Source organism: Thermanaerothrix solaris (assembly GCF_032334255.1).
GTDB classification, from domain to species: Bacteria; Chloroflexota; Anaerolineae; order Anaerolineales; family Anaerolineaceae; genus Thermanaerothrix; species Thermanaerothrix solaris.
Genome location: NZ_JAUHMF010000001.1, coordinates 643,420 through 659,068, shown reverse-complemented (window position 1 = coordinate 659,068; position 15,649 = coordinate 643,420). Strand labels below are relative to the sequence as shown.

At 51.0% G+C, this 15,649-nt stretch carries 13 protein-coding genes and 1 pseudogene; 13 read left to right on the top strand and 1 reads right to left on the bottom strand.

What is annotated here, in order from left to right:
• Nucleotides 1-223 precede the first annotated feature (223 nt).
• The 3 genes from QYE77_RS02960 (at nt 224) to QYE77_RS02950 (ending at nt 5,018) form a co-directional block, all read left to right on the top strand.
• Nucleotides 224-2,392 carry a hypothetical protein gene (locus tag QYE77_RS02960; protein ID WP_315623863.1) on the top strand — a complete coding sequence of 723 codons (2,169 nt, stop codon included), beginning with the start codon at nt 224-226 and terminating at the stop codon, nt 2,390-2,392.
• A gap of 91 nt (nt 2,393-2,483) precedes the next feature.
• Nucleotides 2,484-3,830, top strand: a complete 1,347-nt coding sequence (locus QYE77_RS02955; RefSeq protein ID WP_315623862.1) for a cytochrome c3 family protein — start codon at nt 2,484-2,486, stop codon at nt 3,828-3,830.
• Between the two features lie 3 nt (nt 3,831-3,833).
• Nucleotides 3,834-5,018 (top strand): cytochrome b/b6 domain-containing protein, encoded by a 1,185-nt coding sequence (locus QYE77_RS02950; RefSeq protein WP_315623861.1) that lies wholly within the window; start codon nt 3,834-3,836, stop codon nt 5,016-5,018.
• Nucleotides 5,019-5,029: 11 nt separating this feature from the next.
• Here the strand turns inward: QYE77_RS02950 and QYE77_RS02945 are convergent, their stop codons facing one another.
• A complete protein-coding gene (locus tag QYE77_RS02945; RefSeq protein ID WP_315623860.1) occupies nt 5,030-5,665 on the bottom strand; it encodes a helix-turn-helix transcriptional regulator in 636 nt (211 codons plus the stop codon).
• Between the two features lie 155 nt (nt 5,666-5,820).
• Here QYE77_RS02945 and QYE77_RS02940 point away from each other — a divergent pair, with 155 nt between their 5' ends.
• The 10 genes and pseudogenes from QYE77_RS02940 to gdhA all read left to right on the top strand — a co-directional run bounded on the left by QYE77_RS02940 (nt 5,821) and on the right by gdhA (nt 15,588).
• Entirely contained in the window at nt 5,821-6,477 is a 657-nt protein-coding gene (locus tag QYE77_RS02940) for an NADH-quinone oxidoreductase subunit B (protein WP_399389326.1), read from the top strand.
• Nucleotides 6,464-6,853, top strand: a pseudogene (locus QYE77_RS15310) (NADH-quinone oxidoreductase subunit C); the annotation flags it as partial. The gene QYE77_RS02940 and the pseudogene QYE77_RS15310, both read left to right, overlap by 14 nt.
• Before the next feature lie 213 nt (nt 6,854-7,066).
• Nucleotides 7,067-8,209: an NADH-quinone oxidoreductase subunit D gene (locus QYE77_RS02935; protein ID WP_399389884.1), complete on the top strand. Its 1,143-nt coding sequence runs from the start codon at nt 7,067-7,069 to the stop codon at nt 8,207-8,209.
• Nucleotides 8,210-8,230: 21 nt separating this feature from the next.
• Complete coding sequence (locus tag QYE77_RS02930; protein ID WP_315623858.1) at nt 8,231-8,839, top strand: 4Fe-4S binding protein; 609 nt, start codon at nt 8,231-8,233, stop codon at nt 8,837-8,839.
• Nucleotides 8,840-9,222: 383 nt separating this feature from the next.
• Nucleotides 9,223-10,308 carry an Mrp/NBP35 family ATP-binding protein gene (locus tag QYE77_RS02925; RefSeq protein ID WP_315623857.1) on the top strand — a complete coding sequence of 362 codons (1,086 nt, stop codon included), beginning with the start codon at nt 9,223-9,225 and terminating at the stop codon, nt 10,306-10,308.
• A gap of 4 nt (nt 10,309-10,312) precedes the next feature.
• Entirely contained in the window at nt 10,313-11,209 is an 897-nt protein-coding gene (locus QYE77_RS02920; RefSeq protein ID WP_315623856.1) for a PSP1 domain-containing protein, read from the top strand.
• A 5-nt stretch (nt 11,210-11,214) separates the two neighbouring features.
• Nucleotides 11,215-11,949, top strand: a complete 735-nt coding sequence (locus tag QYE77_RS02915) for a PIG-L deacetylase family protein (protein WP_315623855.1) — start codon at nt 11,215-11,217, stop codon at nt 11,947-11,949.
• 9 nt (nt 11,950-11,958) lie between these two features.
• The gene (locus tag QYE77_RS02910) at nt 11,959-13,137 is read left to right on the top strand and encodes a M20 metallopeptidase family protein (protein ID WP_315623854.1); all 1,179 of its coding nucleotides are present in this window, start codon (nt 11,959-11,961) and stop codon (nt 13,135-13,137) included.
• Nucleotides 13,134-14,048, top strand: a complete 915-nt coding sequence (locus tag QYE77_RS02905; RefSeq protein ID WP_315623853.1) for an ABC transporter substrate-binding protein — start codon at nt 13,134-13,136, stop codon at nt 14,046-14,048. The genes QYE77_RS02910 and QYE77_RS02905 overlap by 4 nt, the downstream gene beginning before the upstream one ends.
• Before the next feature lie 139 nt (nt 14,049-14,187).
• Nucleotides 14,188-15,588, top strand: a complete 1,401-nt coding sequence (gene gdhA, locus QYE77_RS02900) for an NADP-specific glutamate dehydrogenase (RefSeq protein WP_315623852.1) — start codon at nt 14,188-14,190, stop codon at nt 15,586-15,588.
• Nucleotides 15,589-15,649: the final 61 nt, after the last annotated feature.

The window sequence follows — 15,649 nt, the reverse complement described above, 5'->3', positions numbered from 1 at the left end:
GTTATTGTGAAATCTTATCGTAAAAGTGATGATTTTCACGGATGAATTATGACGAAAAAGCCCCTTATTGCCTTAAGATTAATCTTGTATTAATGGTCTGAATTTCCTATAATGTAGCCATACCGTGGGTTAATCTGGCATTAAGGAGGTGGTGGGATCGCGAAAATCTCTGTGTTAAGCACCCGCAAGCGTTTATCTTAGTTCTGTGTTGTTGGGAGGGTATATGAAGCAACCATCAAAGTTTGTCCTCTACCTATTTGGTATCCTGATCTTAGTGGCAGTTCTGGTGGGCTGCCAATCCCAAACGGCGACGCCAACAGCAGGGGAACCAACTGCTGCGCCGCAGGTCTGTCCCACTCCTGAAGCCTGTCCGCCAGATTTGAGTGGCGAGATTCCGTTTTGGCAAAAGTGGCAGGCTTCTGGGCACGCTGACGCTGAAGCCGCGGCTTTCACCCACTGGAACAATGAAGAGCCCCCTGAGATCCCTGCAACGTGTGCAAAATGCCACAGTTCGCAGGGCTTTTTGGATTATGTGGGGGCAGACGGTAGCGAAGCCTTCAAAGTAGATGCGAATGCACCGGTTGGCACCGTTATCACCTGCAATACCTGCCATAATGAGGCGACGCTTGCCCTTGACACCGTAAAGTTCCCATCGGGAGCTGAATTGACTGGTCTGGGGCGTGAAGCGATTTGTATGACCTGCCATCAAGGTGCCGCTTCGAAAGTGCAGGTAGATGAGGCGATCCAAAAGGCTGGCGCCACCGATGAAGACCAGGTGGTGGGTGAACTTGGCTTCATCAACGTTCACTATTATGCAGCGGCTATCAGTCGTTATGGTTCGCAGGTCAAAGGTGGGTACGAGTACGATGGCAAGCGCTATGATGTGCTTTTTGAGCATGTCGTTGGCATGCAAACCTGCACCGATTGCCATGACTCCCATTCGTTGGAGGTCAAAGTAGAGACCTGCAGCACGTGCCATGAGGGGGCGACATCGGTTGAGGCGCTCCGCGATATTCGTATGGCGTCTTCGCAGGTGGACTACGATGGCGATGGCAACGTAGAGGAAGGCATCTATTACGAGATTGATGGCTTGCGCCAGATGCTGTACCAGGCGATCCAGGCCTATGCCTCTGAAGTTGCCGGGACGCCGATTGTCTACTCCGCTGAAGCCTACCCCTATTTCTTCATTGATACCAATAAGAACGGACAGGCAGATACGGATGAGACTCAGTATCCCAATCGTTACAATGCCTGGACCCCGCGGTTAGAAAAGGCTGCGTTTAACTACCAGGTTTCCATGAAGGATCCGGGTGGCTATGCTCACGGTGCTAAATACATCATTCAGTTGCTCTACGACTCCATTGAGAGCCTGAACGAAAAACTTAGCCAACCGGTGGATCTGAGCAAGGCGCATCGTAATGACCCCGGCCACTTTGCAGGTTCGGAAGAGGCCTTCCGCCATTGGGATGCCGAAGGGAAAGTGCCCAACACCTGTGTCAAGTGTCATACCGCTGAAGGTTTACCGCAGTACCTTGCGGAAGGCGTGAACATCTCCATGGTGCCTTCCAATGGTTTGCTGTGCGAGACCTGCCACAGCAATTTGACCACCTACGAGCGTTATCAAGTTGAGGCGGTTACTTTCCCAAGCGGCGCCAAATTGGGCTTTGCAGATAAAGCAGATGCCAATCTGTGCTTGAACTGCCACCAAGGACGCGATTCCACAGTAACAGTGAATCGCGCAATTGCCGGGAAGGATCCCGATACCGTGGACGAAAACCTATCCTTCCGCAATGTGCACTACTTTGCCGCCGGTGCGACCCTATTTGGAACCGAGGCCAAGGGCATCTATGAATACGCGGGTAAAACCTATGTTGGGCTGTTCAAGCATGTCCAAGGTGTAGAGACATGTACGGACTGCCATGATGCTCATAGCCTGGAGGTCAAGACGGCCAGTTGCCAAGGTTGTCACCAGGTGGACGATCCGGCCAAGATCCGCATGACCTCGAAGGCCGATTACGATGGCGATGGTGACACACAGGAAGGCTTGAAGGGCGAAGTGGAGACCATGAAGGAACTCCTCTACGCCGCTATTCAGGCTTACGCCAAAGAGGTGGCGGGTAAACCCATTGTTTATTCGCCGGTAGCCTATCCTTACTTCTTCGTGGATACCAACGCCAACGGTCAGGCCGATGCCGATGAAATTAATTTCCAGAATCGTTACAATGCCTGGACGCCACGCTTGCTTACTGCTGCCTATAACTATCAGTACGCTCAGAAGGATCCAGGCGGTTATGTCCATAATGGTCTCTATGTGATCCAGGCGCTGTACGATTCTATCGCTGATTTGGGCACAAAGGTCAAAGTGGATCTGACCAAGCTCGTACGACCATAAGGTTTTGCGACAGGAGCACCCTTCACATTGCCTCCACGGCGATGTGGGGGTGCTCCTCACTCTGAAAATAAGAGGAGCAGATCAGACGACGATGCGCACACGACTCGTTCCTTGGATTATCTTGGCGATAGTTTTCACCCTGGTCACAGGGTTTTTGGTTTTTACAGAGGAAGCAAGAAGTCAATCTTTAAGCGAATATGTTGCTAGCGGATTAGCGCAGAAACCCGATAACTCGATGTGTTTGAGTTGCCACCAACGCGAAGGGATGACCTGGCCTTTGCCAAGCGGTGAGATTCTTTCGTTAACCATTGATCCGAAACAATATGATCAGGCGGTGCATGCTCGCCTAAGTTGCCAGGTATGCCATACCAACCTCACCGGTTTTCCCCATCCAGAAAACAAGGCTCAAGATCGCCGAGATTATACCCTCCAATATCAAACCACCTGCAATCAATGCCACCCCAATCAAGCCAAAGAACTGGCAGACAGTGTCCACACTAAACTCTTCCAGGAGGGCAACCGCAACGCCCCTATCTGTGCCGATTGTCATAACCCCCATACTCAAATGCCCATTCAAAAAACGGCCGAAGGGTTACCTGCTCCTTCCGAACACGCACGGATAGCCCAAACCTGTGCTACCTGCCACGCGGCGATCTACGATGAATACTTGAATAGTGTACATGGTTCGGGAATTATCGAAAATCGCAATCCGGATGTGCCGGCTTGTACCGATTGCCACGGGGTGCATCGCATTACCGACCCCCGGACAGCGGCTTTCCGTCTATCATCCCCTCAACTATGCGCAAAATGCCACACCGATGAAAGGATTATGAGCAAGTATGGGCTTTCGACCCAGGTGCTCAATACCTATGTTGCGGATTTCCACGGCACTACCGTGGTGTTATTTGAAAAGACCGATCCAGACCAGGAAACCAACAAACCGGTCTGTTATGATTGTCATGGTGTGCACGATATCCAAAGGGTGGACGATCCTGAAAAGGGAATTGCGATCAAAGAGAATTTACTTAAAACCTGCCAGCGTTGTCACCCAGATGCGACCACAAACTTCCCGGATTCCTGGTTGGGTCACTATATTCCCAGCCCGGAGCGCCATCCTTTGGTTTATTATGTCAATCTGTTTTATAAGTTTTTCATTCCAACCGTGTTGGGTGGGATGGCAATTTTTGTGATCAGTGATATCTATTACCGGTTATGGGGACGCCGACGCCGCCAGCGGGGTGGTGGGGCTCCCATCCCTGCCTCGCCGTCACCGGAATCGGCGGAGTCTAAGATAGAAGATGAGAGCGTAGTTGCGAAAGGACCTACTGATCAAGAGACAATGTCAGGGACAGAGTCGCTGCGGTCGGAGGACGATGGACCTGTAGCAGAAGATGACACGCAAGAGATTGCACCGCACGATTCTAACCCTGAGGAGTGAGAGATGGAAACGACAACCACGACCACGACCTCAAAGATCTATCTGCGTTTTGATGTTTTACAGCGTATTGAACATTGGGTGCTGGTGGCTTCATTTACCACTCTGGCGATAACCGGATTGGTGCAGAAATTTGCGCTCTTTCCCCTTTCTCCCATCATTGTGCGTTTGTTGGGCGGGATAGAGTCGGTGCGTATCATCCACCGTGTTGCTGCCACGGTGTTTTTAATTGAAGCCATTTATCATCTGATCTCGATTGGCTACAAACTCTATGTTGAAAAGAAATCGGCCAGCATGTTGCCAGGGATTAAGGATCTTCAGGATGCGTTTCAAACCCTGGCTTTCAATCTTGGGTTGGCTAAGGAACGTCCGAAAATGGGACGATATAACTTTGTAGAGAAGGCCGAGTATTGGGCACTAGTGTGGGGATTGGTGATTATGGCATTGACCGGGTTCATGCTGTGGAATCCGATTGCCACGACCCGTTGGCTGCCTGGCGAAGCCGTTCCGGCGGCAAAGGCTGCTCACGGTGCTGAAGCGATTTTGGCTGTGCTGGCAATTATGCTGTGGCATTTTTACCATGTTCACATTCGGCACTGGAATTCCAGCATGTTTACCGGGCATCTTACCCGCGAGGAGATGGAAGAAGAGCATGCGCTGGAATTGGAAATGATAGAGCAAGGTCGGGTGGAGCCAGAAGTTAGTCCGGAGGAGCGGAAGCGCCGCCTGCGGGTGTTTATTCCGGTGGCAAGTGTTCTTTCATTGTTATTGCTCTACGGGGTATTCCGCTTTGTGACTTTTGAACAAACGGCTATCACGACCTTACCCCCAGCACAACGTGAGGTGCCAGTATTTGTGCGGGCTACTCCAACTTATACTCTATTGCCTACTATAACACCAACGGTACAAACCGCCTCGACCGCGGTAGGTGAGTTGACTTGGGAAGGGGGGATTAAGGATATCTTTGCGCGGCAATGTGGCGCTTGCCATGGACAAGCAGGGGGATTCTCGGTTTCGGACTATTCGTCGGTGATGAAAGGGGGTACGAACGGGCCGGTTATTATACCGGGAAATGCGGTGGGTAGCCGCTTGATCCAGGTGGTCGGTGCGGGAAATCACCCGGGTAAGTTCACCGATGTAGAACTTGCAGTGATTCAAGATTGGATAAACGCGGGAGCCTTGGAGCGGTGACCAATTTGGGATTATGTGTTGGCCCCGGTTTTTGAGCCGGGGCTAATTGTTTTAAATAGACATGTCGTAGGGTGACCGCTGTCGAGGTTGGCGCGTTGTATTTGTTCAAGTTGAAATCCGCTCATCTTTTCGAGCAAAAAGCCATCCAATGTACAGATGTGGGGCGTTTTTACAGGAAGCGGCCAGTAGGGACAATTAGATAGGATCAAAACAGGGCCGGTAAAGTGGGCCTCCCAGTGTGCCTCGTATCCAAGTCCTTTCATTGCTTCTATGGTTTGGTTGAGGCGAAGTGTTGGGCTTGGGGTGGTTGGAACGAGGGCGGAAAAATAAGGGCTTAAGAGGGCCGTTAACGGGTTCTCGGAGGAATCCTTCGACAATTCAGTTATGCCTTTTATTAACAATTCGCATAACCATATTATAGTGTGAGCAGAGGGAACAGTGTTAATTCTGAAGGTGGTTGCAGGTCGGCCGCGATTGGATGCCCTGCCGGGAGCATTTACCTGTTGAATTTTCCCTTCTCTGACCAGTATGTTTATGTGATAGCGAATATCCGCGGTGGTGAGATTTAGGGCATTACCGATGTCCTTGGCTGTGCAAAAAGGATGCTGTTGGATAAATGAAAGAATGGCGGAACGAGTATCTTCCATAACTTGGTAATAGAGCCTTTTCCTGGTTGGTGTTGAATTAAGCAAAAAATATTTTACCAAATTAATGGTTGACAGGAAAGTGATCCCCGGTACAATTAGAAAGATATCAGAATGATTTTTTGGAATTCGGAACTAAGAGCGTTTGAGGTACTAAGATGAATGATAGTAAAGACATTACTTCGCCAGGCTATGAAATTCCCCCCGAATTGCGACATCAAGTTACAATCACCACCCTGGAACGAATCTATAACTGGGGACGGGCTAACTCCCTGTGGCCGATGATGTTTGGTTTGGCCTGTTGTGCGATTGAAATGATCGCCACCGCGGCCAGTCGCTATGACTTGGCGCGCTTTGGTATGGAGGTGATGCGACCCAGCCCGCGCCAGAGCGATGTGTTGATCATTTCCGGGACGGTGACCAAGAAAATGGTGCCCCAAATTGTGCGGCTTTATAACCAGATGGCGGAACCACGGTATGTCATTGCTATGGGGGCTTGTGCCTCAGGAGGCGGGCCCTTTAAGGAGGGGTATAACGTTGTGTCGGGGATTGATAAGTTTATTCCGGTGGATGTCTACATTCCCGGCTGTCCCCCTACCCCTCAGGCCTTATTAAACGGACTGATTGCATTGCAAAAGAAAATTGAACGCCAAAGTTTGCGTGATCTTCCCTGGTATCAAAAAGGTCCATCTGAACCGATTCCTGTGCCAGTGTTGGGACCCGATTTGATGGATCCACGTAAATATGCTCTAATTCGTGAGGTAACCCACCGACAGACGCCCCAGGAAAGTCAAGGAGAGAATGCTCATGAGTGAAATTATCCCCAAAATTGCCCAAATCCCGGATCTGAGCGCTCTCTTTCCGGATAAGGTTCACCAGGATACCCGTCTCGGGTATCAGGGATATATTGTTGAGCGTGAACATCTGCTTGAGGTGGTGCGTTTACTGCGTGATGAATATGGCTATGATTATCTTTCCTCAGTTACTGGTGTGGACTATTTACCTGAAGGAAAGATGGAGGTAGTTTATCATCTTTACAAAACGCTGGGTGGGCCGGCGTTAGTGCTGAAAGTGCAGACCCCTCGTGAGGATGCCAGGGTGCCCTCATTGGTGCCCCTTTACCGTGGAGCAGAATTCCAGGAACGTGAGGCCTGGGATCTACTGGGAATTCGCTTTGAGGGGCATCCTGACTTGCGACGGATCCTCATGTGGGAAGGGTTTGCGGGCTTCCCGCTGCGTAAAGACTGGCGAGAACCCTACTTCGAGGAAGAGGCCAAACCCTACAAGAGCCGCTGGCCGGAAGGTTTTGTCTTCCGTGCCGAGGATCGCAACCCGTTCGGGGATAACGTGCAGTATCCACCTGGGTTTGACCCGGAATCCTGGACGCCAGAAGATGATGAGGCTATTTATCGTGCCCTAAAACGTGTTGAGGATCAGGATGATCTTCATGCGGAGACGCTGGTTGTCAATCTAGGGCCGCAACATCCTTCAACCCATGGCGTTTTTCGCATGGTTGTTTCGTTGGTTGAGGAAACAATATTAGACTTAAAGCCAGTAATGGGCTATTTGCACCGCAACCATGAGAAGATCGGGGAGCGTAATACCTTCCTCCAGAACATGCCTTTTACCGATCGCCTGGATTATATCTGTTCAATGAGTAACAATTTCGGTTATGCCCTGGCGGTTGAGAAATTAATGGGTATTAAGCCGCCGGAACGGGCAGAATATATTCGGGTGATGATGGCCGAACTAACCCGTTTCCTCAATCATATTTTTGCCATCGGGTTCTTACTTAACGATTTAGGCGCCTATTTCACACCAGCACTTTATGCGATTGAGGAACGCGAGCTAATCCTAGATATTTTCGAAGCCGTTTCGGGATCGCGCATGATGTGCAACTACTTCCGCTTCGGCGGTGTAGCGAGAGATGTATCGGACGATATTCTGGAGAAGGTGCGCCGTTTGGTTAATGATCGCTTACCGCGTAAAGTGGATGAGATGGATGAATTTTTGACTAAAAACGAAATTGTGCGGGAGCGGTGTGAAGGGGTGGGCATATTAACTGCCGAGCAGGCGATTGCCAATTCGGCTTCAGGTCCGGTATTGCGGGCTTCGGGAGTGCCGTACGACGTGCGACGGGCTGATCCCTATAGCATTTATGACCGGCTGGAGTTCGATGTTGCAGTGCGCTATCATGGGGATATTTATGATCGCTACCTGATCCGCCTCGATGAAATGCGTCAGAGTTTACGCATATTGCAACAGGTGCTGCGGGATATCCCCGAAGGTCCTATTATGAGCGGCAAGCCCCAATACCAGGTACGCGTGCCCCCCGGCGAAGCCTACGGACGCGTGGAAGGTCCTAAGGGTGAGTTGGGTTTCTATGTGGTTTCTAACGGGAAGCCCAATCCTTGGCGCTACCATGTTCGCGCCCCTTCCTTCATCAACCTGACCAGCCTTGTAGATATGGCGCGAGGGAATAAGGTGGCTGACGTCGTTGCCATCCTTGGTTCTATTGATATCGTCCTGGGTGAAGTGGATCGGTAAACAAGAAGGGAGACGAAGCACATGACAGGATGGGGTATTTTGAAAAGCCTATGGGTGACCTTCAGGCATTTGATGGTCACTTATATTGAAGATATCCGCCATGGAAAGCGCCGCTATTTTACACCAGAAGGGATAGAGGCGCGCCGCAGTAGTGATGTGAAGGGCATCTTTACGGTGCAGTACCCGGAAGAAAAACTGCCGGTGCCTGAAGCCTTTCGGTATTTGCCCTTCCTGGTTTACGAAGAAGGGGCCAATGGTGAGCGGCAACTGCGGTGTACCTCATGCGGTATTTGTGCCAAAGTTTGTCCGCCGCAGTGTATTTGGATTGTGCGCAAAAATGATCCACAGACTGGCCGACCTATCCCTACTCCTGCAGCCTTCTATATTGACGTGGATATTTGTATGAATTGCGGCTTTTGCGCTGAATACTGTCCGTTTGACGCCATCAAGATGGATCACGATTATGAGATTGCCTCATATGATCGCTTGCGCGAGCACATTTTTGATATTGAGAGACTCGCTAAGCCTGTTTCATACTACGCATCAATCCGGCCAACCGACTATGCTCTTGAAGAAGCGGCACGGGCTCAAAAAGGCAGCGCCAAAAAAACTGAAGGCGCAGCGGGGTGATGAGGGATGTATAACGAAGACACCGAAATGTTGTTTCCGCTGAGAGTACTTCCTTACTTGAGGGATTTACGCAGTCCCTTGTGGCAAGATTTGGTTGTCCGCATTGAACGCACCTCAGCCTCCTTGATTGATCAAGTTGCTTTTACCCTACTTATGGCCCGCCTTAATAACTGCATGACGTGCAGTGCCGATTCCTTTCGTGGTATGCGTGGGTGTACGCAATGTGCCCGCACAACCGTCCGCCGATATCGTGGGCCAGATCAGGAATTGGTTGATTTATATGAGCAATGCCGTCATGAAGTAAAGGCATTCTTATCTGAGCACAAAAAAGCGTGAAAAGAAGCCGGGTTTGAATTACAATTGAAGCCACGAAAGGAGTAACCATGAGCGCTAATGCGTTATCTCAAGAGGCTTTATTCTCGGCTCTACGTCAAGTCAAAGATCCCGAATTGGGGCGGGATATTGTTTCGCTAAATATGGTTCGTCACCTGGAAGTGGATGATGGGGTTGTAACTGTTGAGATTGTCCTCACCACACCCGCATGCCCTCTCCGTGATCAGATTCAGGACGATGTGAAGGCGGCTTTGATGGCCTTGCCAGGCGTGAAAGAGGTAAGAGTAAATTTGCAGGCCAATGTGGCTACTGATGGGCGAATCCGAGGTAGTTTGCAATTGCCGGTTAAGAACGCTGTGGCGGTAGCCTCGGGCAAAGGTGGTGTGGGTAAGACAACGGTAGCAGTTAACCTGGCGGTGGCATTGGCCAAAGAAGGAGCCACGGTGGGGCTTTTGGATGCAGATATCTATGGCCCCAATGTTCCCACGATGTTGGGTGTGGATCGCCTTCCTCCTTTCCAGGGTGAAAAGTTGCAACCTGCCGAAGCTTTTGGGGTAAAGGTGATGTCTATTGGATTTTTGGTACCTCAAGGTAAACCCCTGATCTGGCGGGGACCGATGCTTCACTCCGCGATTCGGCAATTTCTTTCGGATGTCGCCTGGGGTGAGTTGGATTATCTGATTATTGATCTCCCGCCCGGGACCGGAGATGCGCCCTTAAGCCTGGCTCAATCCATCCCCCTCACCGGTGCCGTGATTGTGACATTACCCCAAGCCGTTTCGGTGGAAGATGCGGCCCGAAGTTTAGAGATGTTCCGCGAACTCAACGTGCCGGTATTAGGCGTGATCGAAAATATGAGTTATCTGGAACTTCCGGATGGAAGCCGTATGGATGTTTTCGGCCAAGGAGGAGGGGAAAAACTGGCTCAGAAAGCTGGGGTTCCGTTTTTGGGGAACATTCCTATGGATCCAATGGTACGCGTTGGTGGGGATCACGGCTCACCAGTGGTCGTAGCCAAACCCGATTCGGCTCCGGCCAAAGCATTGAAAGAAATTGCCCGCCGTCTAGCCGCTCAAATCAGCGTAACGGCGTTGCAGGCAGAGCGACCCGCTCCAAAGATTGAGATTACAGGTTAACCTCATGGCGGTAAGCACGGATATGTTTATTGTTGGGGTCAGATTTTCCAAAGTAGGAAAGGTTTATCACTATGATGCCACCCATCTTGAAGATGCTCAGGTGGGGGATAGGGTGGTTGTTGAAACAACGCGGGGATGGCAAATTGGGGAGATTGTGCAGATTGTAGATCCACCGGGTCAACCCCCAGAAGGTGGATGGAAGCCGATTACACGTTTGGCAACACCGCGCGATTTGCTCTTGCGCCAATTGTGGCAGGCAAAAGAACAACAGGCAGTTTATCTCTGCGCTCAAAAAGTAACCGAACTTGGTTTGAGCGGAATAAAAATTATTGGGGCTGAATACAGTCTGGATGGTACCCACCTAGCGATTCTGTACAGTAGTGATACCGAAGAAAAACAAGATCTCAAAGCTTTTCGCCAGGCGGTACAAAGGCTCTTTCCAACGGTGCAAATTGAGTATCGGTTGTTGGGACCACGCGACGTTGCCAAGTATATGGGGGGGATGGGGGCGTGTGGTTTGGAGACACGCTGTTGTTCCAAATTCCTCACCGAGTTTAATTCCATCTCCATCCGAATGGCGAAGGAGCAGGATATTTCCCTGACGCCGGCTGAAATTACTGGAATGTGCGGACGATTGCGCTGTTGCTTAATTTATGAATACGAACAATATTGCGAGGCATGTCGTGATTTACCTAAGCGCAATAAGCGTGTGCTCACTCCAGCAGGTGAGGGTAAGGTAGTGGATTTAAACATCCTGATGGGGAAGGTGAAGGTGGAAATTCCCGAGGTGGGAGTACGTGAATTTTCCAAGGAAGAGATTACCCCTGCGAATGGGAGCACGCCGCCTTCCAGTTCCCCACCGGATAAATCAAAGGGAACCCAACCCAAACGATCAACCTGAGCCCTATGGACAGCAACGACCTGGAACTTTTCGTTGATTGGGATTCACCCCAAAAGATTCTCGTCATTCTGGCGCACCCGGACGACCCCGAATTCTTTTGCGGGGCGTCTATTGCCTACTGGTGCGCGCGAGGCCATGAGGTCAGGTATTGTCTTCTAACCCGCGGAGATAAAGGGGTCAATGGTCGTATAATCCCTCCACAGACGTTGAAAAAAATGCGTGAGGAAGAGCAGCGCGCTGCTGCAGCGGTATTGGGGGTGAAACAAGTGTCCTTTCTCGATTACCCAGATGGCTATTTAGTGCCGACTCTGGAGGCGCGGCGGGACGTGGTCAGGGTGATTCGTCGCGAGCGACCGGATATTATTGTGACCTGTGATCCTTTGAATTATTTCCCGGCGCCAAATCGCATCAATCATCCTGATCACCGTGTGGCTGGACAAATTGTAATGGACGCGGTGTTTCCGGCAGCAGGGAATCCGATGTTCTTCCCTGAACTTTTAACTGAGGAAGGGCTAGAACCACATGAGGTCAGAGAAGTATGGTTTTCGCTGACCCGACAGCCAAATGTCCGACTAGATGTTACGCCTTATTGGGACCAAAAGATCGAAGCCTTGCGTTCTCACCGCAGCCAGATACCGGATTTTAATGAATTAGAAGCGCGTATGCGGGCACGCCTTGCGCCGGGGAGCACTCCCGAGCAACCTCGTTATGAAGAATATTTTTATCGGGTCGTGTGGTGAGGAGGTGAGATGAAATCCCTCTTTGAGGAAGCCTCTACGCTGTTTCCACATACTCAGCAATTGCGTCGCGACCTTCATCGTCATCCGGAACTGGGGTTTGAAGAACACCGTACCGCGGGGATTGTAGCACAGGAACTGCGGGCGTTGGGGTTGGAAGTCAGCACGGGCCTTGGCAAAACCGGCGTGGTTGGTTTGCTAGAAGGTGCCCATGAAGGCCCCACCTTGCTACTGCGCTTTGACATGGATGCGCTGCCGATCCAAGAAGAAACGGGTGCCGAGTACGCTTCAACCCGGCCGGGAGTCATGCATGCGTGTGGCCATGATGGACATGTGGCGATTGGTTTAACCGTGGCCAGACTACTGGCTTATCATCGGGATGAAATTTTTGGGAAGGTGAAATTTGTCTTTCAACCCGCTGAAGAAGGATTGGGCGGTGCTCAAGCCATGCTTGAAGATGGGGTGCTTGAAAGCCCGCACCCAGACTTCTCCTTGGCGCTTCATCTTTGGAATGAGAAACCGGTGGGTTGGATAGCGGCTACCCCAGGTCCGTTTATGGCGGGTTCAGATGTGGTTGAAATAAACCTACGGGGGCGCGGCGGTCATGGGGCATTGCCACATCAGACGCGTGATCCAATTGTTACAGCGGCGCAGTTGATCCTGGCCCTACAGACCATTGTTTCACGGAATGTGCCACCATTGGATGTCGCGGTACTTAGCATCACTCAGGTGCACGGTGGCGATGCACATAATGTGATCCCGGAAAATGTGCTTCTCCGGGGTACACTGCGCACTTTTTCAAAATCTGTTCGCGAATTAGTGCTAAATCGAATTACCCAACTTACAGATCATCTTGTGCATGCCATGGAATGCGAAGGGGAGATAAAAATCACCGATCTTACGCCGCCAGTGGTTAATGATGAGACAATGGCAGCTCTGGTTGCTCAAACCGCCCGTGAGGTATTACCTGAAGTTATCGTAGATACGTCATATCGCACCATGGTTTCCGAAGACATGGCTTTGTTGATGGAACGTGTGCCTGGATGTTACTTCATGGTGGGGAGTTCTAACCCTGAGCGTGGATTGATCTATGGACATCATCACCCAAAGTTCGATTTTGATGAACAAGCCTTGATCTATGGGACAGCCTTGATGAGTGCGGTTGCGCTGAAAAGGCTGGGATCGAAATGAAAAGCAAAGACTTGAATAACCTTCGCCAATTGCCTTCATTTGACCTTCCGCCCAAACGGGTGGTCTCCCTTGCGCCGTCAATGACCGAATCCATCTTACGTTTGGGGCTAGGCGATTCCTTGGTGGGGATTACGGATTACTGCATCTATCCGGAAGGGGTCGTAAATACCTATCCCCGCGTAGGGGGGCCTAAAAGCATTCGTGTGGGCGACGTATTGGCTCTGCAGCCCGACTTGATTATTGCTGATCAGGAAGAGAACTCACCTGAGGATATTGAAGCACTTGTGGAGGCTGGATGCCGGGTTTGGGTTACGTTCTCGAAGACGGTGCGTGAAGCCCTGGCCAATTTGTGGGCCCTGGTGCAACTTTTTGCGCGAGATCGCGCTTTTCAAACCTTGCGGTTTTTGGAAAAGAGCGTAGAGGTTGCTGAACTGGCGGCAAGCGAGCGCCGGGGGATGCGATATTTTTGTCCTATTTGGGAAGAAGAACATCCGCGTTATGGCCGCTGGTGGATGACCTTTAATCGCGATACTTATAGCAGTGATCTCCTCCACCTTGTTGGGGGTGAAAATGTCTTCGCAGACCGTGATCGCCGCTATCCCTTAGAGGCCGAGTTGGGTGAGACTCTTGGAGAACCGGCGGGTGATCGAGATACTCGTTATCCTCGTGTCAGTCGGGAAGAGGTCTTGCGGGCTGACCCTGAGGTCATCATCGTTCCGAGTGAGCCATACCCCTATCGCCCAGAAGACTGCCAGCGCTTGGCGGAGATTTTCGCCGAAACGTCCGCCGCTCAGTCTGGACGGATCTATTATGTAGATGGCTCTTTGATTACCTGGCCGGGGGTGCGGCTGGGGGAAGCGCTGGCTCAACTGCCCTCCCTGTTCGAATCTCCAGAGTCAACTGAAGAATAACATTTGCGGCCCTAAACCCGTTAGGTTTTGATAAAGAAGGATAAGTGGGTAAAAAATGACCCTTTCGGGTAATAGCCGTTAGGAAGGGTTGACGCTATGATCGTAGGCAACATCACAACATCTCGACCTGGAGGCGATCATGAGCATTCTCCCTTCTACCCAACCGATCACTACAATTGGCGTTCATGCCTATCCGGATGCCCAAGACGTTGTTGAAGATGTTTATGCGGAAGTTGTGCGACGCAACCCAGGGGAGGTTGAGTTCCACCAAGCCGTGCATGAGGTTTTGAGTTCATTGGTTTTAGCCTTGGAGCGTTACCCGGACTTACGCCACGAGCGAATTTTGGAGCGGTTATGTGAACCCGAACGCCAAATAATCTTTCGGGTAACTTGGGAAGATGATCGTGGTCAAGTGCATGTGAACCGTGGTTTCCGGGTTGAATTTAATAGCGCTTTGGGCCCTTACAAAGGAGGGCTTCGGTTCCACCCTTCGGTGTATTTGGGGATCATCAAGTTTCTCGGTTTTGAGCAGATTTTCAAGAACGCCTTGACCGGCTTGGGCATGGGAGGGGCTAAAGGGGGGAGTGACTTTGATCCCAAGGGAAAGTCGGATCGTGAGGTCATGCGGTTCTGTCAATCGTTTATGACCGAGTTATATCGCCATATTGGGGAACATACGGATGTCCCTGCAGGTGATATTGGGGTGGGAACGCGTGAAATTGGTTACCTGTTTGGGCAGTATAAACGCCTGACCAATCGGTATGAATCCGGTGTGTTAACGGGGAAAGGTGTGGATTGGGGTGGTTCGTTGGTCCGCACAGAGGCAACTGGCTATGGTTTGGTCTATTTTGTTGAGGAAATGCTTAAGATGCGGGGAGAGTCTCTGGAAGGGAAAACATGTGTGGTCTCGGGTGCGGGTAACGTGGCGATTTACACGATTGAGAAGGTTCATCAATTAGGCGGAAAGGTGGTGGCTTGTTCGGACTCAGATGGTGTGGTCTTTGATGAACAGGGTATTGATGTTCCTTTACTCAAGCAGTTGAAAGAGGTGGAGCGTCGGCGTCTCAAGGATTACACGCAGTACCGACCGCAAGCAAAATACACCCCGAAGGGGAATATTTGGAAGATCCCCTGTGATGTGGCTTTTCCGTGTGCTACCCAAAACGAAATCTCGGGCGAAGACGCGGCTACCTTGGTGCGCAATGGATGCCGTGTTGTTGCCGAAGGTGCCAATATGCCCACGACCCCTGAGGGGGTGAGAATATTTCAAGAGGCCGGCGTTCTCTATGCGCCGGGAAAGGCAGCAAATGCAGGCGGCGTGGCAACTTCGGGGTTGGAAATGTCTCAAAATGCCAGCCGTGAACAATGGGATTTTGAGACCGTGGATCAGAAATTGCGCAAGATCATGCAGAATATCCACTATCAAGTCTATACCACCGCCGAAGCCTTTGGCGTTCCGGGAAACTATGTGCATGGCGCCAATATTGCCGGGTTCCTGCGCGTGGCGCGAGCAATGTTAGCGATGGGTCTGGCAGGATAACGGACATTTTTTCTCCTGGGGTGTTGGTTCTATGCGCGGGGTGCCTGGATGTAGGCACCCT